Source organism: Arcicella rosea (assembly GCF_040543805.1).
Taxonomy (GTDB): domain Bacteria; phylum Bacteroidota; class Bacteroidia; order Cytophagales; family Spirosomataceae; genus Arcicella; species Arcicella rosea.
In genome coordinates this window covers 92,668-114,718 of record NZ_JBEUMS010000005.1, presented here as the reverse complement: position 1 = coordinate 114,718, position 22,051 = coordinate 92,668, and the positions used below count along the sequence as shown (strand labels likewise).

Sequence of the window (22,051 nt, the reverse complement as noted above, 5' to 3'; positions counted from 1 at the left end):
GTTTGATAATATGGAAATGAAAGAATATCACAATTTTGAAATAGAAGATTTTTTGCTGGATGAGTATTTTGTGCAATGGGTAAAAAATCCCAATGCAGAAAATAATGCTTTCTGGAAGGCTTGGCTAATTGCTAATCCGTCTAAAGAACGCATACTTCACGAAGCGAAAAGTTTGATTTTATCTATCAAAGTAAAACCGTTTAAAGAAATCTCATCTTCAAAGATTGAAAGTCATGTGAAAGTGATGATGGATGAAATTCAGCAGATTGATTTACAAGAAAAAAGTAAAGGAAAAACAAAACGACTACCTTGGGCAAATTGGATAAAAGTTGCTGCAATTTTGACAATTGGTTTAGGTGTTTCTTGGCTATTTTATCAACAGTATAATGAAAAAGGTAACTCTGCACCGATGTATGAATCAATGGTGGCATCTTCTAAAATACAATTAATCGAAAAAATTAATGAAGATGAAAAACCTTTATTGGTAAAACTGAGTGACGGAAGTAAAATTACACTTTATCAAAATAGTAGAGTAAGTTATCCAGTAAAATTTGAAGCAGACAAAAGGGAAGTATATTTAACGGGCGATGCTTTTTTTAACATTGCAAAAAATCCTAATAAACCTTTTTTAGTTCATGCTGGCGAGATTGTCACCAGAGTATTAGGAACAAGCTTTTTCGTGAAAGCACCGAACAAAGAAAGCAACGTACAAGTTGAAGTAATTACAGGTAAAGTTTCAGTTTTTGAGAAAAATACGCAACCAAATAGTGGAGTCGTGCTATCTCCAAATCATAAAGTTACTTTTTACGAAGGACAACATCATTTTGTGACGGGCTTGATTGATAATCCACAGCCACAAATTGCTGCTGAGCAAGACAATGCAAATATTTTTGAATTTCACGATACGCCACTTTCGGAAGTATTAGAAAAAATTTCAATGATTTACGGCATTCGTATTGAAGTAGAGAATGAAAAATTATATGATTGTCCGTTTACGGCAGACATCAGAAAACAGCCATTGCATACACAATTAGAAATTATTTGTACGGCAATTAATGGAAATTACGAAATCAAAGGAACAGTGATACTCATCAATGGGCAAGGCTGTGACTCACTTTAAATTTAATATTCAGTCCAATAACAATCAACCATAAAAATTTCTCAAATGAAAAAGTAAACATTTTATTACAAAAAAAGGTCTAGCAATGTTCGCACCATTGCCAAACCTTAGGAATTACCTACGCTCTGAGAGAGCGATGGGCAAATATTGTCATGCTAAAAATGTGAAAAATTAACAAAACAGTCCAAATTATGAAAAAAAATCGACAAAACAGTAGGATGCTACTGATTGCTATGAAAATTTCGGTAATACAAATTGCCTTGGCGATGGTCTTTACAAGTTTTTCTTATGGCTTTGATACAAAGGCACAAGAATTCTTGAATAAATCCATTACAATAAAAGCAGTAAACATAAAACTTAGAGACGTGCTGGAGAAGATTGAACAGCAGGCTCAAGTAAAATTTGTGTATAGTTCAAAGGCAATTAAAGCGGATAGAAAGTTAAATATTACTTCTTCAGAACAACGTTTATCAGAAGTATTAGAAGCACTTTTGAAACCTATGAATGTAGGTTATAAAGTACTGGGTGGACAAATTATCTTAAATGCCAATCCCTCGCTTTCGGTCTCGTTTGTTAATGAAGACCCAATTACTTCTGACATATTAGTGAAGGAAGAACGTACAATTACTGGAAAAGTAGTGGATTCGGAAAAAGGTGAACCTTTACCGGGTGTAAATATTAGCATCAAAGGAACCCAAAGAGGAACTTCAACAGATAGCAATGGTAAGTATTCTATTACCGTACCCGATGATGCTGAAGCATTGGTTTTTAGCTTTGTAGGTTACGACAGACAAGAGCAAATTATCGGAAAGCGTATAGTTGTTGACGTTAGCATGAAAGTAGATGTTCGTTCATTGGAAGAAGTGGTTGTTGTGGGTTATGGTACACAGAAAAAAGTAACTTTAACGGGTTCGGTTTCTGAAGTAAAAGGTTCTGAAATTGTGAAAAGTCCACAGCCCAATTTATCAAACTCTTTGGCTGGTCGTTTTTCTGGTTTTGTGGCAAACAACAGAGGTGGAGAACCTGGTTATGACGGTTCAAGCTATACGGTAAGAGGTTTTGCTTCTACTGGGAACAATGATGTATTGATTGTAGTGGATGGAGTACCCGGACAAATTGGTGGTTTAGAGCGTTTAGACCCAAATGATGTAGAAAGTATTTCAATTTTGAAAGATGCTTCGGCGGCTGTTTATGGAAGTAGAGCGGCAAATGGAGTAATCCTTGTAACAACTAAAAAAGGAGGAAAAGGAAAACCAACGATTTCTTACAGCTTTAATCAAGGCTTGAGTTCACCTACTCGTTTGCCAAAATTGGCGAATGCGGCTACTTATGCAACAATCTTGAACGAAATCGATTATTATAATAATCCAGCAGGTGGAATGAATCAGCATTATAGTGCAGATGAAATCACTAAATTTGGAAATGGTTCAGACCCAATTAATTACCCAAATACCAACTGGCAAAAAGAAACATTGAAAAGTGTTGCTTTACAAAATCAGCATAGTTTAAGTATCAATGGTGGAACGGATAATACCAAATATTACTTGTCACTTGGAACAATTTACCAAGATGGTTTATACAGAAATGGCGTTACGCAGTACAAACAGTATAATTTCAGATCGAACGTTGAAGCTAGTATTACTGATAATTTCAAGGTAAGCTTATCATTGGCAGGTCGTCAGGAAGACAGACAATATCCTACTTCTGGTGCTGGTAATATTTTCCGTTCTATTTATAGAGCATATCCAACAGTTGTTTCGGTATATCCAAATGGCTTGCCATCAACTGGTGTTGAAAATAATAATCCAGTAGTTTTAGGTACTTCAGCAGGTGGAATCAATTCGAACCCAACAACTGTTTTCAATGGTATTTTAAGAGCAAGTTATAAACTTCCTTTTGTAAAAGGAGTAAGTATCGACGGATTCTATTCGGCTGATAGATCTTATAATTTCTCAAAATCTTTCAGTACTCCGTATCCTTTGTATTCTTATGACAAAAATAATAATGTCTATAATAGAGTAATTACAGGTGGTTCTGCGGGTGCAGCAACTTTGAGCCAAGATGAAACAAATACTTCTTCGATGGTTCAAAATATTAAATTGAACTATGAATTACATGCTGGCAAACACAATCTTTCAACGTTTGTAGCTTACGAGCAAAGTAAAAATTCACAACAAAGATTTGGTGCTTCAAGAATCAATTATCCTACTGTTTCAACGCCTGAATTATCGCAAGGTGGTGCGGCTGCAACCGACAAAAACAATTATGGAAGTAGCTACAACTTTACTAGAAAAAGTTATATCAGTAGAATTGCTTATAATTTCAATGAAAAATATCTTGGAGAAGTGCAGATGCGTGTTGATGGTTCTTCAATTTTCCCTGAAGGAAAACAATATGGTTTCTTCCCTTCGGTATCGGTAGGTTGGAGAGTTTCTGAAGAGCCTTGGTTTAAAACTGATAAAGTAAATGATTTGAAATTACGAGCTTCTTATGGTTCGTTAGGAAATGATAACGTTGGTCAGTTCCAATATTATAATAATTACTCGTTCAGTAATAATTATGTGATTGGCGCAAATACAATTCATTCAGGAATTGATTTAACGAAATTAGCGAACCCAGATATTACTTGGGAAACAGCGAAAAAGATGGATTTAGGCTTGAATACTACTGTTTTCAAAGATATTACTTTAGAATTTATCTATTTCCAACAACAACGTTCAAATATTCTTGCTACCAGAAATGCTTCGATTCCTAATGTATCAGGAATTGTGAATCCTTATGGCTCAGGAACTTTAGTGCCTGACGAGAACATCGGTAAAGTAAATAACAGTGGTTTTGAAACAAGTTTGGGTTATAGCCATGCTGGAGAATTTAGATACAATATTTCTGCCAATTTTACTTATGCTAAAAGTAAAGTAATTTTTATTGACGAAGCCGCTGGTGCTTTGGATTATCAACGCCAGACTGGTCGCCCACTTTATACTTATCAATTATATAAAGCAATTGGTATTTTCAGAACAAAAGCTGAGTTAGATACTTATCCTCACGTTGCAGGAGCACAATTAGGAGATTTGATTTTGGAAGATTACAACAAAGACGGAAAAATCACAGCTGATGACCAAACCAGAACGGAATACGGTAACGTACCACAAATTACTTATGGTGTAGTGTTTAATGCAGGATATAAAAACTTCGATTTTTCATGTGTTGTTTCTGGACAAACCAATGTAAGTCAATACGTTTTACCTGAATCTGGACAAGTAGGGAATTTCTACAGCAGTTGGGCTGATAACCGTTGGAGTCCATCAAATCCAAATGGTACTTATCCACGTGTAGATACTAGAGCTTCTTCATCTATCAATGGTGGCTTATATAATAATACTTTCTGGTTGAATGATGCTTCTTTTGTTCGTTTGAAAAATGTTGAGGTTGGTTTTACGCTTCCAAAAACATTGTTAAGTTCGATAAAATTACAACAAGTACGTATTTATGCGAATGCTTTCAACTTGCTGACACTTACAGGTGTAAAAGATTATGACCCTGAAGGAAACAGTAACAGTGGACAGTTCTATCCACAACAGAGAATTATCAATCTCGGTGTAAATGTTAAGTTTTAATATTTAAAATTATCGACCATGAAATCAAAAAGAATAATATCAATATTTGTCATTGCCACAGGGATTTTCCTTTCTGTAAATGCTTGTAAAAATGACTTCCTGAATGTAGTACCAACCGATAGAGTATCTGATGCGTCTATTCTTTCAGATTCTTCTTTGTTTGAATCTTATGTAATTAACCGTTATGTTGGCGTGCGACTTACCGAAAAAGAAGCCGAAGGTACTCCTCCTGGTTTTGGTAGAGGTTTTGAATATGCCTTATGGTCTTCATTGACCGACGAGTCAATTTATAATAACGATGACAATACTTGGTTAGTACAAAGAGGACAATTAGCGCCAGAAAATACAGGAATTGCGGGTACGATTTGGGGAAGAAGCTACCGTGGTATTCGTGACGTTAATTATGCTTTATCAAACCTTGATAAAGTACCAATGAGTGCTACTCAGAAAAATAGATTGAAAGGCGAATTGAAGTTTTTAAGAGCTTTCCGTTATCAAGACCTTATTCGTAACTACGGTGGTGTGGTTTTGATGAAAGATAAAGTAATGGAATTAGGAGAAGATTTAGCCAATGCCGACATTTATACAAAATCGTCTATTAAAGATTGTATCGATTACGTAGTAGCTGAATTGGATGAAGCAGGCACGCTTTTACCAAGAGATAATGGCAACAATTGGCAGTTGGGCAGAGCTACAAAAGGGGCAGCATTGGCTTTAAAAGCACGTTTGTTATTGTACGCAGCGAGTCCACTGTATAATAGTGGTAACTGGCAAGCCGCTGCAAAAGCAGCCAAAGATGTAATGGATATGGGTAAATACAGCCTTTATACAAATGGTTATGATAAGCTATTTTTAACGGCAGAAAACAATCCAGAAATCATTTTTGAGAGATTATATACACAAGGTGCTCGCCACGTATGTTTAGAAATTTCAAATGCACCAAACAGCTATGGCGGTTGGGGTGGAAATGTGCCTTTACAAAACATGGTAGATGCTTACGAAATGAACAATGGTAAACCTATTACTGAACCAACTTCTGGTTATAATAGTCAAGACCCATACACCAATCGTGATCCACGTTTTTATATGACGATTCTTTATAATAATGCGGGTTATAGAACAAATACGGTTCAATCTTATTTACCGGGTGGAAAAGACAGTAAGGATGGACCATCAAACTGGAATACTTCTAAAACTGGTTATTATTTAAAGAAATACATGAATGATAATTTGCCAATTGATAATCCTTGGGATGTTGCAGGTACTCAGCCTTGGATTTACTTTAGATATGCTGAAATTCTGTTAAACTACGCAGAAGCACAAAACGAAGCAGTTGGTCCAGACCAAAGTGTTTACGATGCCGTTAATGCTATCAGAAAAAGACCAAGTGTAAATATGCCGGCACTTCAAGCAGGTTTAACACAAACACAAATGCGTGAAGTAATTCGTCGTGAACGTCAGGTAGAATTAGCTTTTGAAGAACACCGTTATTATGATGTTCGTCGTTGGAAAATTGCAAATGTTACTGAAAACGTTCCTGCGTATGGTATTGAAGTTGTGAGAAATGGTACCACGCTTACTTATAACAGAAAAGAAGCTTTATCGGGTCGTCATTTTGAAGAGAAACATAATTTCTTGCCAATTCCAAGAGCTGAAATTCAAGCTTCTAATGGAAAATTAACACAAACGAGCGGTTATTAATCATAGAACCCTTTCATTTAAAATCACTTGAATGAAAGGGTTTCTTTCTATATTGGTGTCTCATTCTATCTTTTTATTCAAACATACCTCGAAAGCATGATAAGAACATCTTTTAAAGTAAGCAAATCATTTTTGCTAAGAAAATGGCTGATGGCTTATATTTTTCTGTTTTTACTTTTTAGCTGTACAAAAGCTCAAGTAGTTCCAGATAATGTAAAAGCACAGGAAAACAAACAAGTAAACATTAGCATTGATGGAGCAAAAACCTTTCAAACCATTGAACATTTTGGAGCTTCGGACGCATGGTCTTGTCAATTTGTTGGAAACTGGCCCGAAAGTAAAAAAAATGGCATTGCCGATTTATTATTTAGTCAGGATACAACTTCCAACGGACAGCCAAAAGGCATAGGCTTATCTTTATGGCGATTTAATATTGGAGCTGGAAGTGCAGCTGTTGGCGACGATAGTGGAATCAAAGACGAATGGAGAAGAGCAGAATCCTTTCTTGATAATGATGGAAGTTATCATTGGGATAGACAAGCTGGACAAATTTGGTTTCTGAATGCTGCAAAACAAAGAAATGTAAAAAACTTTTTAGCGTTCACCAATTCACCACCGATTCAATTTACTGTTAATAAAAAAGCGTACGCAAGTAACGGTAAGTCGAACCTAAGTGTGGATAAATTTGATACTTTCGCTAATTTTTTGGCGACTGTTATCAAAGGTGTGAAAGATAAAACAGGAATTCTGTTTGATTACGTAAGTCCAGTGAATGAGCCTCAGTGGGAGTGGAGCGATGGCGGACAAGAAGGTACTCCTTTTAACAATACTGAAATTGCAGGTATTACTCGTTCGTTGAGTACAAGCTTATTGAAAGCAAATCTTTCAACTAAAATCAATATTGCTGAAGCGGGGGAATTAAACTTTTTGTATGCGAAAGATAATCTTGTGAAAGGCTATCAAATCACAGACTTTTTTGAAGCAAGTTCTTCTAATTATGTTGGAAATTTACCGAATCTTGAAAAAGCCATTTCGGGACATAGTTATTTTACGAGTTCACCATTTTTGCAAGCTCGTGATAAAAGAAAATTATTGGCTGAACGTGTTGCCACGATTCCTAACCTAAAATACTGGATGTCGGAATATTGTATTTTGGGCGATAACGCTGGCGAAATGGATGGCAATAAAAAAGACCTTGGTATCGACCCCGCTTTGTATGTTGCCAGAACAATTCACAACGATTTAGTCAATGGCAATGCTACAGCATGGCATTGGTGGTTATCAATTTCGCCTTATGATTATAAAGACGGATTGATTTACATTGACAAAAATAAAACAGACGGAAACTTTAGTGCAAGTAAAATGCTTTGGGCTTTCGGTAATTTTAGTCGTTTCGTTCGTCCGAATGCAGAGCGTATTGCCACAACAGTTGAAAATGAAAATACTCAGAATAACTTATTCCAAGTTTCATCTTACAAAGACCTTGCTCAAAAACAATTGATTACCGTTGTTATCAACTCGGATATTAATCCTGTTGATGTGAAACTTGTGCTTTCAAACATGAAAGTAAGTACAGTAAAAGCTTACATTACTTCTAAAGATGCAGATTTAAAGCCTTTGCCATCTACCTCTACTAAACAGTTGATTACAGTTCCAGCCCGCTCGATTATTACTTTGGTTGGAAATTTAGAGTAGTATTAAATAAAATTGGATAATAATATTAAAAGCATGCCATTTTTGATGACATGCTTTTTTGCTTTAAATCTTAAATAAGATTTCCTTTGATATAGTCGTAACTCATTTTAATACTTTCAAATTTGTCCTCTCTATAAATTTGGTCTTGTTCTACAAAAATATATTCAAGGTCTTTGTTATGAGCGAAAATTTCTTTGAAATTCACTGCTCCAGTTCCTACCTCTGTAAATTTTACTTCACGCAAAGTATCAAAAATACCTTTCTTGTTGGCATCAGGATATACCGCTTTAGCAAATTGTTTGTCGATGTCTTTTACGTGCCACATCACAAAGCGTTTTGGATATTTTTTGAACAATTCAACTGGATTTTTTCCTGCTTTTACAGTCCAAAACAAATCTAATTCAAAGCTCAATAAAGCTGGGTCAGTTTCTTCTAGCAATACTTCATAACCCGACTTATTATCTTGTAATACTTTAAATTCCCAGAAGTGATTGTGATAACCTAATTGTAAGCCTGCTTTATGGCACAGTTCGCCAGCCTTGTTGAATTGCGCTGCCATAAACTTATAATCATCCAAAGTCATTTTGTCGATTAAACCGAACGGAGGTACTGGCACAACTAAATATTTTTGACCTAAAGCTGCCGCAAGTTCAATTTGGGTTTTTAGTGCATCATCCTTTCCATTGTTGGGCGTAAGGAAATCATTCAACTGGTAATGCCCACTGTGACTTACTAAATTATTATCCGATAATAATTGTTTTAACTCAGTTGCTTTTAAATTCCAGAATAAATCTTTGCTTGCATCGCCTGTGTAATTAAAAAAAGTTTCAACATGGTTGAAGCCAATTTTTGATACTTTACTGATGGTTCCTTTTACATCTTTCGCTAATTCTTCACGAAGTGTGTACAATTGCAAGCCGATTTGCTTAGGCTTTGCAAAGGAACGTGCAGCGAGCAAATCTGATTGTGCCATCAGTAAGCCAGCACTTGCCAATCCCATCTTCTTGAGAAAGTCTCTTCTTTGGTTCATGTAATAATCGGATTAATAGTAATAAAATGTATTATTGTGTTTTTGATTGATTGTCTTTTGTTTATAAAAACATCGCTAATGGATGCTTGTTGATATTATTTTATCATTATGATACAATAGTACAAAAAAATATAGTATCACCAAAATATTAAATCTTTTTATTGAAATAATTATACAAAAAAAGATGTTTTAAATGGAATATTATTTCTTTAAACATTAAGATGTAGTATCAAAAAATGCAAATAATGAATCATAAATGGTATTTAATTGCATTGATTAATACTATTATTTTGTGAAAAAATAATAAGAATAAATAGATTGGTGGATAATGGCGAATCTTATAATGTATATTTTGATATGTTAAATAGAGTGTCGTTTTTATCCCGATAAAAACCCATCCAAAATGTCAATTATAGTAAAAGAAACAGGAGTAACGTCAGACAGTATTTCATCCCTTAAAATCGGCTTATTCGGTATCGGTTTAGATACTTATTGGCCACAGTTTGAAGGATTAAAAGAACGTTTGGAAGGTTACCTTGCTATTGTAGAAGAAAAAATAACTAAGATTCATCCTAATATTATCAACGTTGGTTTGGTGGATACGCCTGATAAAGCTTTTGAAGCAGGTAAAACTTTCAGGAGAGAAGATGTTGATATTATCTTTTTGTATGTTACTACTTATGCACTTTCTTCGACTGTTTTGCCAGTAGTTCAAAGAGCTAAAGTACCTGTGATTATTTTGAATCTTGCTCCTGAATCAGCCATTAATTATCAGCAATTTAATGCCATGACTGACCGCACCCAAATGACGGGCGAATGGTTGGCGTATTGTTCAGCCTGTCCAGTGCCAGAAATTGCGAATGTTTTTAATAGAGTAGGTATTACTTTCCACCAAATTACAGGAATGTTACACGATGATCCTGAATGTTGGAATGAAATCGGCGAATGGGTAGAAGCTGCTAAAGTAAAATACATTATGGCGTATAATCGAATGGGTTGTATGGGACATTATTATAGCGGAATGCTAGATATTTATTCAGATTTAACCCAGCAATACGCACATTTTGGCGGACATATTGAATTACTAGAAGTAGAAGAATTGGCAATGTTAAGAAAAGAAGTAAGTGCTGAAGCAATGCAAAATAGGCTCAATTACTTTTATGAAACTTTTGATATTCAGTCAGATTGTCCTGTTGATGAACTTGAAAAAGCGGCAATTACTTCTGTTGCGCTTGATAAATTAGTAGCAAAACATCAATTGGGTTCTATAGCATATTATTACAAAGGCACTGGAAATCTTGAAAATGAAGAGGCAATAGCTTCAATAATTTTAGGAAATTCTTTGCTAACAGCCAATGGAATTCCTGTAGCAGGTGAGTACGAAATTAAAAATGCACAAGCCATGAAAATTATGGATAGTTTTGGCGCTGGCGGTTCATTTACAGAATATTATGCGATGGATTTTAAAGATGACGTAGTTTTGATGGGACATGATGGTCCAGGACATATCGCTATTGCTGAAGGAAAAACGAAGGTTCGTCCATTGAAAGTATATCATGGAAAAGTAGGGAAAGGTGTTTCTGTAGAAATGAGTGTGAAAAATGGTCCAGTTACTTTATTATCAGTTGTTGAAAAAAGAGGTGGTGGTTTAATGCTTTTGGTAGCTGAAGGAAAATCTGTTGCTGGCCCAATCCTAGAAATTGGAAATACTAATAGTCGTTACCAGTTTTCGATTGGAGCCAGAAAATTTGTGAACGATTGGAATAGCCACGGACCAGCGCATCATTGTGCTATTGGCATTGGTCACATCAGTAGTAAAATTGAAAAATTAGGTGCTTTATTGGAAATGGATGTTATTAAAGTATGTTAATTAAAGTAAGATTAATGTTTGCCTTTGATTTTCTCAAAAGGATATTTTACTTGTTTCCAAAAAGTTTTTGGAAACAAGTGAATATTGGGAAAACCCAATTTCAAAGTGCTGTCTTGATAAGGAATTTTAGCATAGCCGAATAAATAATCCCAAATACTGAGTGTAATTCCAAAATTGATGCCATTCGGATAACCTTCTGGTAGTTCTTCAGCATGATGCCACAAGTGCATTTGTGGGCTATTCAAAATGTATTTGAATGGACCCAAAGGCAAATAAATATTAGCATGATTTAAATGCCCAATTGTCAACGTAAATAAATGAACGATAATAAAATCATCAATACCAAAACCAATCATTGCCAAAGGAATATATTCAAGGCTTCGATAAGTAATAGTTTCCATCCAATGATAACGAAGATGTGCCGCAAAACCCATTTCCATAACACTATGATGTACTTTATGGAATTCCCAAAGCCAAGGCACATGGTGTAATAATCGATGAATATTCCATTGCACAAAATCTCGGACAATCAATAAAATCAATAATTGTGACCAAAAAGGAAGGCTTTCTACTTGAATAGCAATTAGATTTTGGATGCCGAAAAGCCCTAAGAAATCTTTGAAAGCCAGAACCGCTACATCTGAAACGGCATTATAAACAACTAACGAAAACAAGAAAAAATTGAAGAACATATAGAATACATCCAACCAAAAATCATGTCGGATTGTAGCCTGTTGTTTTCGCCAAGGAAAAACAATTTCCAATGCCCAAACAAAAAAAGAAATAGCAATGAGCCAATAAAAGTAATTATGCCAACTTGGATGTAAAATTTCGTTCAAAACATACATAAAGTAATTGGCATATCCCATGTAAAAGGCTTCAAAGTATTTTTCCATTAATCGTTAAATTGCTTTTTTGAGAACGAATAACTAAGCTTAGTGTGGCAATTGGTTAACGATTTGTGTTAATTGTTGTTTTTGCACTACACCCGACTGTCTCCAGACAATTTTTCCATCCTTAAATAAAATCAAAGTAGGCACACCCTGAATACGATAAGTTGCGGCAGTACTTGGGCTTTTATCTACGTCAATTTTCAAAACCCTTACTCTGTCGCCCATTTGGGTAGCAAAATCTTTTAAAATTGGCGACCTTGTTTTACAAGGTCCGCACCATTCCGCAAAGAAATCTACCAAGACAGGTGTTGAACCTTGAATTATTTCTGAAAAACTTTCTTTCTTTTCCATTTTTTTCAAAACTATTTAATTTCCTCAAAATCTACCGTTTCACTATTTGAATTTCGAGTATAGTGTTTAGGTTTTACTTCACAAGCTTCCATCGTACAACCTGTATTCATTATGGCTTGATATAGGAAAAACCCACCCAATAAGCCCAATAAAATTTGATGTTCCCTGATTGACTCTACAATGATATAGATTCCCATCAACAGACGTACTATTCGTAAAACGCCCCAATCTTTAAATATATTCTCCATGATGATAACCTTAAAATGTATTATTCATAATGCCACCTGAAAGATTATATAGATTTTTAAAACCCAAATCTCCCATCAATTTACAGGCTTGTCCGCTTCTATTTCCACTTCTACAATACACAAAATAAGTTTTATCTTTATCCATTTTTGCAATTTCCTGTTTGAAACTCCCGCCAATCAAATCAAGATTTACTGCACCCCTGATTGCACCTTGCTTAAACTCTTCTTTGGTTCTAACATCCAAAATTACGGCATTCGGATGTTCATCAAATAATTTTTTAAAAGCATCCGCAGATACATTTTCGTAGCTCTTTTTTACATTAAAAAAATCAAACATTTTCATAAATCTTTTTTGTTTATAAATTGATGCTACAAATGTCAGTTTTTATAATACAATAAACCGTGATAAATGTTACATAGAAATCTGTATTTTAACAGAGTTCTACTTTATTTCTCGAAAGTTTTACTTTACCAAGCTTTTCTAATTGCTTTAAAAGTCTAGAAATCACCTCCCTAGAAGTAGCAAGTTCATTGGCTAGTTCTTCATGAGTGATGTTAAAAATGTTATTTCCGCTTTGTTTAGCCTTTCTTTGAAGAAGCTTAATGAGACGTTCGTCAAGTTTATGAAAAACAACATCGTCAATGACATTGAGTAAATCTTCAAACCTTTTTTGATAGGTAGCAAAAACAAAATGTTTCCAAGAGGAATATTTAGTAATCCATTCTTCTATTTTTTCGACAGGTACACTGATTAAAGTCGTTTTTTCTTCGGCGATAGCAGTAATTTCACTAACCTTTCGGTCAAGACAACAAGTAAGAGATAACGCACATGAATCCATTCCGCCCAAATAATATAAAAGCGCTTCACGACCTTGACTATCATTCCTAAGAATTTTGATAGAACCCTGCAAAATAATTGGTACAGAACGAATATATCCACCCGGACGTATCAATACAAAACCCTCTTCAACCGTCATAAAATTACCAGTTAGAGCCAACTCTTTGAGTAACTCACTTTCAAAAACATTTCCAAACGTTTCCTGAAGAAATTTTAAATCAATTTGCATAACTAATGTTGGGTGATAGTAATGAGACGCTAAAGATATTACATTCAATTGTTTTTTTGAGGATAATTGTAGAGAAATTAGGCATCTTTATTTATGTTAAAAGCTGTAGATAATGCAATGACAATTAACAGCTTTTTTACAAATTACTTTTACATTCTATTATACGCTATTGCGAAATTTCTCTCTTTGTAAAATACCTTCATCCATTCCCAAAGTACTGTAGGCTCTCATGAAAATAAAAGTATTACATATTCTATTTTGGTGGTTTACCTTTTACCAAACTGGATGGTCGAATCCTAATCTTTTATTTAATGAGAGAAAAAAAATAGCAGTAATCAATCATAAAAATACTTTTGAAAATACAGATTCTACTTCTGAAGTATTTAAGGGTTTTAATCGATTTAGACTTTTTTTAGGAATGAACGCTAGTAAAACCATTGTACAAGCAGAACAGATTACACCATTTCTTCTTTATCCATTTAAACATGACGGTGAGACCTTTGCAGGTTATACTGTCCGAAAAAAAGGAGCCTTACTTACACAAAATGAAATAATTAGTTTGAAGAAAATAATTTGTTCTGATAGAAATTACGCATTTGATAACTTGATGAAAAATTGCACGTTTACACCAATTTTAGGATTAGAGTTTAAAAAAGGTACTCAAATAGTGCAAGTCTTAATTTGTTTGGATTGTGATGTTTGGCGTTTTGTAGGGCATAATCTGAATAAAGAAGAAGATTTTGATATTGCCCATGAACGTATGATAAATTATCTCAGGCAAATATTTCCTACGGATGCAGTTGTAAAACAAATACATTAAAATAAAGAGAAATTTTATGAAAAGAAGAATGTTCCTTGCGAAGTTATATGGATTTGGGGTATTTACTTTTTTGAAGAAACCAAAAGTCAATTTACAAATTGGAAAACCAATTTTAAATGTGTTGTTAGCAATTGATTTAAGTCAAGAAAACAGGAAAAAAGATAGATTAGCTGACCTCAGAGCAATGGAATTTTTTTTCCGCTCCAAGGGAGAAATGGCAGGGATGAATGTTCAAGTTCATACTTTTTTAAATGCAAGTTTTACTCCTACACATTTAATCGAAACTATTAATAAAATAGGAGATATTACTAAAAATCAACCACAGAATAGCGGAATTGTCTTTTACTTTTCAGGACATGGTGCAAATTTTGGAGACGAAATTTTTCCACGATTTTCGTTTGGAAACGAAGTGCTTGCGATGAATAAACTAAATGCAATGATTGGAGCTTGTAATCCTAGATTAAGGTTTATCCTTGCTGATTGTTGTAATAATTTTATTCAAGGGATGTCGCAGATTCCTAATACAGCTAACCCAACAGATGAAGATTTGGTTAAAAAACTATTTTGGGATTTTGGAGCTTCTAATGTTAAAAAGACAATATTAATTTGTGCTGCAGAACGTGGTGAGTATTCATATAGTGTGGAGTCTGGTAGTATTTTTCAGCAAATGTTTAGGAAGGCTTTTTATGAATGTACTTCTAACGATAACATTAATACTAGCTGGGAGCAAATAAAAAATAGGACAATGAAGGAGGTAAAGAGAATTTTAGATAGACAATCTAAAACCACAGGTATTAATTATGGACAATCGCCTATTTTTACAATCATCTCTACCTCAGACATTTGAGTAATACACATCAATTCAACTAAACGCTATTATAAAATCATTGCCTATTTTTCAGAATTTCAATTCTTTTAGTTTTTGTATTGTTTTTAGGTGTTGGTGTTGATACACTCATTGTACTAGCTGGAATCAGTTTTGGAATGGCTTGCATCAAAAAATCTTTTGCAATTAATTCACAGTTATTGAAGGAATTTCCTCCGATAGACAAACCTTTGTTTATATAACCTTCCGTTTTAATATTTAAAGTAAATTCATCATAAGTTGGTAAAACAACAGTGTATCTACCATCTGAAATATTTGTTTCGAAAGTAGCGAAAATTTCACTAGGAGAAGTTTTCGCTATTACATCAATTTTGGCATGAAGAGGAGCTTGAGAAAGAGAATCTAACACAAAACCTTGTATGACAGCATTTTTTTGTGGTTTGTATTCTTCTGGAATTACTGAGGAGTAAATATCACCATCAGAAACAAAGTAAAGTATATCACCGCAAGGATTAATCGTCACAAACTTATCATCTTTTCTTGAGTTGATAAACTTCAAATTAACAGGTTCTAGCCAAGTTCCGTCGTCCTGTAATACAGATTTATATACATCGAAATCGCCTTTGCTTTCTTTTCTGATTGACGAAAAAAATAGTGTTTTACCATCAGCATGAATCCTTGGAGCACATTCACAGCCTTGATTGATAGGATATGGTAGCTGGATGGGGCGTTCCCAAGGGTCATTAATACTTTCACGTTCAGATAGCAGGATTTTATAACATTGTTGATTCCCTATTTTTTGATTAGGTATTTCTCGAATAAAAAAAAGCCTTTTGCCATCTGGAGATATACTTGGTGAACCTTCGAAAGCTGCTGTATTGATAGCTTCCCCTGCATTTTGTGGAATACTCCAATTATCATTAATTCTGGTAGAAAAGTAGATGTCTTCACTTCCTTTTCCAATTTTATTAATGCCAGAAAAAAATATACTATTACCATCATAACTAATATTTGGATGGTTTACAATACGTGATGGTTGAAAAAAATTATTAATATTTTCAATAGCTTGCGGTGGTTGATATTCACCTCTTTGATGGAGCTTCGTCTCGAATATTCCAATAATGTGAGGATTTATGATAGAATCTCCAATATAAGAGACCTCTCTATTGGGGTTATATTTATTAGATTGATAAATAAAACTAGTTCTATCTGCACTTATTGAAGGTGAATCTTCTAAAAACTCGGAGTTAATCGGACTAGGTAAACGCTTTTTGCTGACTTGGCCTAATCCGAAATGACTTAAAGTAATAAGAATAAGTATTGATATTTGAATTTTTATTTGCTTCATATTTAACAGTCTTTTGAATCAATATTATATTCCTTATTTAATAGGACATCCCTTGTTTTCTTTTGGTCCTGCTTCGTTGGGACAATTATCTTTTTCATCAGGAATACCGTCGTTATCAGAATCTGGACAACCATTGAATTTTGGAAGTCCTTTTTGATCAGGACATTTATCGCTATCATCAGGAATACCATCACCATCTCTATCAGGGCACCCGTGTGTTTTAATCGTTCCTGCTTTATCTGGACAAGCATCATCTTTATCCTGTATGCCATCATTATCGTTATCTGGACACCCGTCAAATTCAACTAAGCCTTGATTATCTGGGCATTTGTCTTTGCGATTAGATACACCATCATTATCATTATCTTTAATTCGTTTAGCTTTTTTTGATATTGATATTCCAACATAGAAAGTAGGCTTAATTCCTTTCGACTGGTCAAAAAGAAAATTGATATTTTCTGTTCCGAAAATTAATGAGCCAAGACGTACATGGAAACCAACACCTATAGATTTATTGTCAATGTCATATGAAATTGGCATGCTCCAACTTCCATCACCAGATTCTGCTCTAAAAGCTGCAGAAACCATAGATGGTTGAGAGTAACTATTACTCTTTTTCACATTTCGGTACATCAAATTAAAATACCAGGTTTTTCCTAGATAAGCATCTGCTTGAAGTATGAGGGTAGAAGGTAAAACAGAAAGGTTATCTACAATAGTATCTTTAAAATATGGATTAAAGCTTTCTGTGATAGGGTCTAAGGCAAGCCCACTAAATGTTTTGCTGTTAATACTACTTTTGGCAATACTCCCAGTTAGTAATTTTTTAGCATTATTAACTCTGTAATTGCCCAAATCTAAGAGAGAAAGCCCTAATTTCAAGCGATACTTATTTTTTTCAACATCTGAACGGTCATATTTATCCATTTTGTAATGATATTGCTGATAATTAGGTCTGAATTCATAGGTTAAACCTAAATCAAAACCTGTTCCATCATGCTGAGCCATAATATTATTATAGCTATGATCAATATCGCCAAAGAGTCTTTGTCCAGTAAAGTTTATTTTGGATGAATCAGCATCAAAGCTATAAGCTTGATTATTGGTTGTTCTGTACCATTTTATGGTTGCACCAATTTTCAAAAAATGCTGATTTCTGATGAATATTGGTAAGGCATATCCTAAACTGTAATCTCTGACTGTGGCTGTATTGTAAGTTTGATTCTTGAAAAGAAATGTATCAACACTAATAGGGTCTGTTCCGAATAAACGGTTTAGATTTCCATTTTCACTTTGCCAAGTCCGAAGGCGAGTACCAAATACGATGGCATGATTATTATAAAGTTGTATCATCAAACCTGGTCCAGCCCAATCTTCATAATTAGTTCTCCACTTTTTTTCGCCAACATCAACAGTGGTAGATGATGGGGATGCCCAAGGATTATTTAAGGTATTCTCTGTACCGACCCAATACATTGATCCCAAGTGAATTTGCCAAGCTAGCCTAGAGTCTGAAATACTAGATGGATTCATCTGTGCTTCTCTGACGCCAGCATTATTATTCGTTTGCCATATTCCAGTATATTGGGCATTGATTGTGGATATTAAAGAAACAAAAAATATGGTAAAGAGCGCTTTTTTCATGAGTAAGTTTTTAAATAAATTTTAATTTTGAAGCAATGAAATTTTGTAAATGCCTGATGAGACTCACCAAGTCATCCCAAAACGTCCGAGGGCTTTTTGTGCTGAATCATTACCTAGTTTAGCTGCTTTTTTATAGTAGTCTTTTGCTAAACTGCTATTTTTAGATACACCTTTTCCGTATTCATATATAATTCCTAAATTATAATACGCCAATGGCAGCCCTTGTTTAGCTGCTTTTTGATACCAATTGATTGCTTCATCATAATTTTGATTTGAACCATTTTTAGTTGCATCGTACATTACTGCTAGATTAAATTGCGCTATAGGATGTCCTTGATTAGCTGCTTTTTGATACCAATTAATTGCTTGTGAAGTATTTTGAAGAGTCCCTTTACTTGTTTCATAAATGTATCCTAAATTTAACTGTGCCTCAATGTGCCCTTGTTTTGCTGCTTGAGTGTAGAGATTGATTAATTCTTGGCTTGATAAAGAATTGCTAGCCAATCTAGCAAAATTATATGAACCTTCAGCATCACCTTGGTCAGAAGCCTTTTTATACCATTTTACGGCTTCTTTGAGGTCTTGTGGAAGTCCTTGAGCAGTTTCATAGATAAAGCCTAAGTTTACTTGTGCATCGGCATCTCCTTGTTCGGCCGCTTTACGATACCATTCGGTAGCTTCCCGGTAGTTTTGTGCTACTCCCAATCCTTTTTCACATAAAAAACCTAGGTTGAACTGAGCATCTGCTAAATGATGCTCTGCGGCTTTAAGATACCATTCTGCGGCTTTTTTATAGTCTTGACGATTACTTAATCCTCTTTCATAAAAGATGCCAAGATTATATTCAGCACGTGCATCACCTTTTTCAGCAGCTTTTAGATACCATTTCATCGCTTCTGAATAATCTTGACGTACACCAAAACCCATGTCGTACATAAAACCAAGCTGCCCTTGATTAAATGATTTAAAAAGGGTATGTTCTTTATGTGGAAAATAGTATCTGAAGGCATCATCATATTGTTTTTGTTCAAAAGCGGCTTCTCCTTCTTGAATAGACTTATTTACATCATCATAGCTGATGACTGTCCTTGTTTTTAGGAAATAAAAATCTCCTTCTAGTTCATCATAACGGCCAGGTGATTGACGATAATTTGTTTTTGTTCTTACTCCAGCTGTTGTACTATCTAAAATACTTCTGATACCAATATTAGGTATCTCAATATACTTTAGAAGAGTCCCTGTAAACATTCCATTTCGCTCGTTGATATTATCATCGGCTGTACTGCCTTCTCGAGTAGCGTAAACAACCATACTTCCTTGTGGATTATTGGTAGGACGTACAAGCCCTGTCGGAGCAGTAATGTTTCTTTTACTGGCATCACAACTCATTAAATGTGGAAAATCTCTACAAGCATCAAGAAAGACGAAGCTGTTTTTTACACTTTTTGAAGCAATATCTACTAAGATACGATTGAGTGAAATACCAGAAGATTCAATTTGTTCTAGGCAACGAATTTTGGTATCAGTTGGCAATAAGTAATTAACGTTGTTATAACTTACACCATGCCCCGAGTAATAGAACAAAACTACATCGCTACTCCTAAGTTGAGAAGTGAAGATGTTTAAAGAATCTATAAAAGTTCTATAATCAGCATTTTTTAAAGTAAATACTTCAAAGCCTAGCCTTTTCAAGGAGTTTGTCATATCAATAGCATCATTGATAGGGTTTCTAAGCTTTGAAACACCAGTATAATCTTTGTTCCCAATAACGAGAGCAATTCTTCGTTCGCCTGTCGGATTTGGGCTAAACGACCTATTTTGTGCTATTGATGTTTGTAATGCAAAAACCAAGAAAAGGAATGAAAGTACCGCTTTCTTTTTAGAGGTTAAAAAAAAGGATAGCTTGAGTATTTTATTAAAAAATAGAGCAATCATCTTAGTAATTATTTATTAGTTAAATACAATTTATTTAGGTTTGGCGATTGATAGCCGATCTTTTGTGGTAATTAATAATTTATCTTCTAAAACAATATTATTAGGGGAGTTCCTGGAACAACTCAAGACTTCCTTCAAATCTTCTTTAACAAATTTTGTACCCTTGTATATCATAAGGTTTAGCTTGCAAAAAGGTTGTGTAGAAGCAAAAGACATTAAATAATCTACTCCAAAAGGAGCAACACAGATAATAGACTTGCCTTTTGCAATTTTTATTTCAACCCATTTTGAAACCTCTTCAGGTTTTACTTCATAATTATCTAATAACAAACAGATACGATTATCTGGCCAAATATCAATTAGTCTTAAAAAACAGGGTTTAGTCGTTTTAAACCAATATCTTATTGTATCACTTTTGTAATAAACTATATCGTTTCGCCCCTTATCGGTTTTTATCTCAATTTCAAAATCATCAATTCGATAAGTATTAGTACTAACATCAATAACTATCTGTTTTTCAATTTCTTCTTGAGTTTTATTAGATTCAACGTATTGAATATTGTTTTCATAAACTGGATTTTGTATAAAACTGGCATCATTTTCTAGTACTTTTTTAGGGGTTAATTGTGCCGTTTTTTGTGCAATAACTTCCCAATGCGGTAGCTCTGAATAAAACTGTTCATTTAAAGCACTAAAAAAACATTGACCAAAAATTCCTCCTTCATCAGTAATGATTGAACGTTGACTAACATTACAAGACATCATAATAAATGACCCTTTTGAATCATTGAACAATGCCTTTATTGTCTTTTTATTAAGATTTGTCCGTGGAGTATTCCTACTAAAAAGCTGTTGAGTTTTATAAAGTACATTGCAGGATTCATTCAAAAGAACATAAAGCCGAACTTGTTTTTGTGTTAGAAGTTGCTTTAAACTTCCCAAATAAATGTCAGATTGATTCGTTGTCCCTAGTCTTACAGTAGGATACAATTCATTATTTTTGTTATAACCATGAGCGGCTACGTAGCAGAAAATGGCATCATTTTGATTTACTTGTAAATTTTTAATTTTGCGGATTACAAAATTTGTATCAGCCAGTTCTTCTTTTAAGAAAAAGATAGTATCTACCTCATAATCTGTATTTCTAAAGATGTTTTCTAACTCAATGAGCTGATTTTTTATATATTTATTTCCATACACTCTTTCATCACTTTGATAATCTATCAAACCAATAATGTGTATTTTTTGTGAAAACACCGAAAATACAAAGAGATGTAAAAGAAGAGTAAAGTATATTTTCCTCATAAATGATTGAATTGCTTAATTAGAAATTGATTATGCTTTGTCTTAGGCAAACCGATCCTTAGTCCATTTTTTCCAATATTGTCAATTGCGTAAGGCTCACTCCAAACGATAGATGATGTATCCACATTGGTTGCCGAAATAACTAAACAATTAATTTTATCGTCTTTTAGGAGTCGGTATAGTTCTTTCAGAGTCCTACTTTTATATTTTTCTGTGTTGATTTTAGCCTTATAATACCGCTGAAAACGGAATAGTAACATTTCATGATCAACATATTCTTCAGTAGAACCAATATACAGCGTATCTGAATTTAAGTGTATATCTTTATATTGGCTGACATCCCAGTTCTTAGCCTTTATTCTATAAATAATTACTACGAAAGCTATGGCTAATAGCGCTAAAATTTTATAAAAAACTGATTTTTGCCCATGATTTTCCATCCTGAATATGTTGATTTAGCTTTTATAAAAAACGATTAAAACACAAGGATTAAAATTATCTAAGGTTGTATAAACCTTAGATTCGAAGGGTTAAAAAAGTAAAAATGACAGTCAGAAAAATAGCAATAAGATACCGCTAAA

The 22,051-nt window shown here is 34.1% G+C and carries 18 protein-coding genes; 7 read left to right on the top strand and 11 right to left on the bottom strand.

Annotation, left to right across the window (positions count from 1 at the left end):
• The first annotated feature begins 16 nt into the window (after positions 1 to 16).
• The 4 genes from ABID42_RS08195 (at position 17) to ABID42_RS08180 (ending at position 8,133) form a co-directional block, all read left to right on the top strand.
• Positions 17 to 1,120 carry a FecR family protein gene (locus tag ABID42_RS08195; RefSeq protein ID WP_367283226.1) on the top strand — a complete coding sequence of 368 codons (1,104 nt, stop codon included), beginning with the start codon at positions 17 to 19 and terminating at the stop codon, positions 1,118 to 1,120.
• 191 nt (positions 1,121 to 1,311) lie between these two features.
• Entirely contained in the window at positions 1,312 to 4,737 is a 3,426-nt protein-coding gene (locus ABID42_RS08190; RefSeq protein ID WP_367283225.1) for a SusC/RagA family TonB-linked outer membrane protein, read from the top strand.
• An 18-nt stretch (positions 4,738 to 4,755) separates the two neighbouring features.
• A complete protein-coding gene (locus tag ABID42_RS08185) occupies positions 4,756 to 6,438 on the top strand; it encodes a RagB/SusD family nutrient uptake outer membrane protein (RefSeq protein ID WP_367283224.1) in 1,683 nt (560 codons plus the stop codon).
• A 96-nt stretch (positions 6,439 to 6,534) separates the two neighbouring features.
• Positions 6,535 to 8,133 carry a glycoside hydrolase gene (locus ABID42_RS08180; protein ID WP_367283223.1) on the top strand — a complete coding sequence of 533 codons (1,599 nt, stop codon included), beginning with the start codon at positions 6,535 to 6,537 and terminating at the stop codon, positions 8,131 to 8,133.
• 70 nt (positions 8,134 to 8,203) lie between these two features.
• Here ABID42_RS08180 and ABID42_RS08175 read toward each other — a convergent pair whose 3' ends face one another.
• The gene (locus tag ABID42_RS08175) at positions 8,204 to 9,163 is read right to left on the bottom strand and encodes a sugar phosphate isomerase/epimerase family protein (protein WP_367283222.1); all 960 of its coding nucleotides are present in this window, start codon (positions 9,161 to 9,163) and stop codon (positions 8,204 to 8,206) included.
• Between the two features lie 403 nt (positions 9,164 to 9,566).
• Between ABID42_RS08175 and ABID42_RS08170 the strand changes: the two genes are divergently transcribed.
• Positions 9,567 to 11,033 (top strand): arabinose isomerase, encoded by a 1,467-nt coding sequence (locus tag ABID42_RS08170; protein WP_367283221.1) that lies wholly within the window; start codon positions 9,567 to 9,569, stop codon positions 11,031 to 11,033.
• An 11-nt stretch (positions 11,034 to 11,044) separates the two neighbouring features.
• On the opposite strand, the gene ABID42_RS08165 is transcribed toward ABID42_RS08170, so the two are convergent.
• The 5 genes from ABID42_RS08165 to ABID42_RS08145 form a co-directional block, all read right to left on the bottom strand.
• Positions 11,045 to 11,929: a sterol desaturase family protein gene (locus ABID42_RS08165; RefSeq protein WP_367283220.1), complete on the bottom strand. Its 885-nt coding sequence runs from the start codon at positions 11,927 to 11,929 to the stop codon at positions 11,045 to 11,047.
• 39 nt (positions 11,930 to 11,968) lie between these two features.
• Positions 11,969 to 12,277 (bottom strand): thioredoxin, encoded by a 309-nt coding sequence (gene trxA, locus ABID42_RS08160; RefSeq protein WP_367283219.1) that lies wholly within the window; start codon positions 12,275 to 12,277, stop codon positions 11,969 to 11,971.
• 11 nt (positions 12,278 to 12,288) lie between these two features.
• The gene (locus ABID42_RS08155; RefSeq protein WP_367283218.1) at positions 12,289 to 12,525 is read right to left on the bottom strand and encodes a hypothetical protein; all 237 of its coding nucleotides are present in this window, start codon (positions 12,523 to 12,525) and stop codon (positions 12,289 to 12,291) included.
• 10 nt (positions 12,526 to 12,535) lie between these two features.
• Complete coding sequence (locus ABID42_RS08150; protein ID WP_367283217.1) at positions 12,536 to 12,862, bottom strand: rhodanese-like domain-containing protein; 327 nt, start codon at positions 12,860 to 12,862, stop codon at positions 12,536 to 12,538.
• 94 nt (positions 12,863 to 12,956) lie between these two features.
• Positions 12,957 to 13,592, bottom strand: a complete 636-nt coding sequence (locus ABID42_RS08145) for a Crp/Fnr family transcriptional regulator (protein WP_367283216.1) — start codon at positions 13,590 to 13,592, stop codon at positions 12,957 to 12,959.
• 229 nt (positions 13,593 to 13,821) lie between these two features.
• On the opposite strand from ABID42_RS08145, the gene ABID42_RS08140 reads away from it, so the two are divergent.
• A complete protein-coding gene (locus ABID42_RS08140) occupies positions 13,822 to 14,412 on the top strand; it encodes a hypothetical protein (protein ID WP_367283215.1) in 591 nt (196 codons plus the stop codon).
• 16 nt (positions 14,413 to 14,428) lie between these two features.
• Positions 14,429 to 15,259: a caspase family protein gene (locus ABID42_RS08135; RefSeq protein WP_367283214.1), complete on the top strand. Its 831-nt coding sequence runs from the start codon at positions 14,429 to 14,431 to the stop codon at positions 15,257 to 15,259.
• A gap of 37 nt (positions 15,260 to 15,296) precedes the next feature.
• Here the strand turns inward: ABID42_RS08135 and ABID42_RS08130 are convergent, their stop codons facing one another.
• From ABID42_RS08130 to ABID42_RS08110, 5 genes are all read right to left on the bottom strand, one after another.
• The gene (locus ABID42_RS08130; protein ID WP_323259191.1) at positions 15,297 to 16,586 is read right to left on the bottom strand and encodes a TolB family protein; all 1,290 of its coding nucleotides are present in this window, start codon (positions 16,584 to 16,586) and stop codon (positions 15,297 to 15,299) included.
• 33 nt (positions 16,587 to 16,619) lie between these two features.
• Positions 16,620 to 18,230, bottom strand: coding sequence for a thrombospondin type 3 repeat-containing protein (locus ABID42_RS08125; RefSeq protein WP_367283213.1), 1,611 nt, complete (start codon positions 18,228 to 18,230; stop codon positions 16,620 to 16,622).
• A 63-nt stretch (positions 18,231 to 18,293) separates the two neighbouring features.
• Positions 18,294 to 20,165 carry a caspase family protein gene (locus ABID42_RS08120; RefSeq protein ID WP_367283212.1) on the bottom strand — a complete coding sequence of 624 codons (1,872 nt, stop codon included), beginning with the start codon at positions 20,163 to 20,165 and terminating at the stop codon, positions 18,294 to 18,296.
• 30 nt (positions 20,166 to 20,195) lie between these two features.
• The gene (locus ABID42_RS08115) at positions 20,196 to 21,470 is read right to left on the bottom strand and encodes a hypothetical protein (RefSeq protein WP_367283211.1); all 1,275 of its coding nucleotides are present in this window, start codon (positions 21,468 to 21,470) and stop codon (positions 20,196 to 20,198) included.
• Positions 21,467 to 21,910 (bottom strand): hypothetical protein, encoded by a 444-nt coding sequence (locus ABID42_RS08110; protein WP_367283210.1) that lies wholly within the window; start codon positions 21,908 to 21,910, stop codon positions 21,467 to 21,469. The genes ABID42_RS08115 and ABID42_RS08110 overlap by 4 nt, the downstream gene beginning before the upstream one ends.
• Positions 21,911 to 22,051 lie beyond the last annotated feature (141 nt).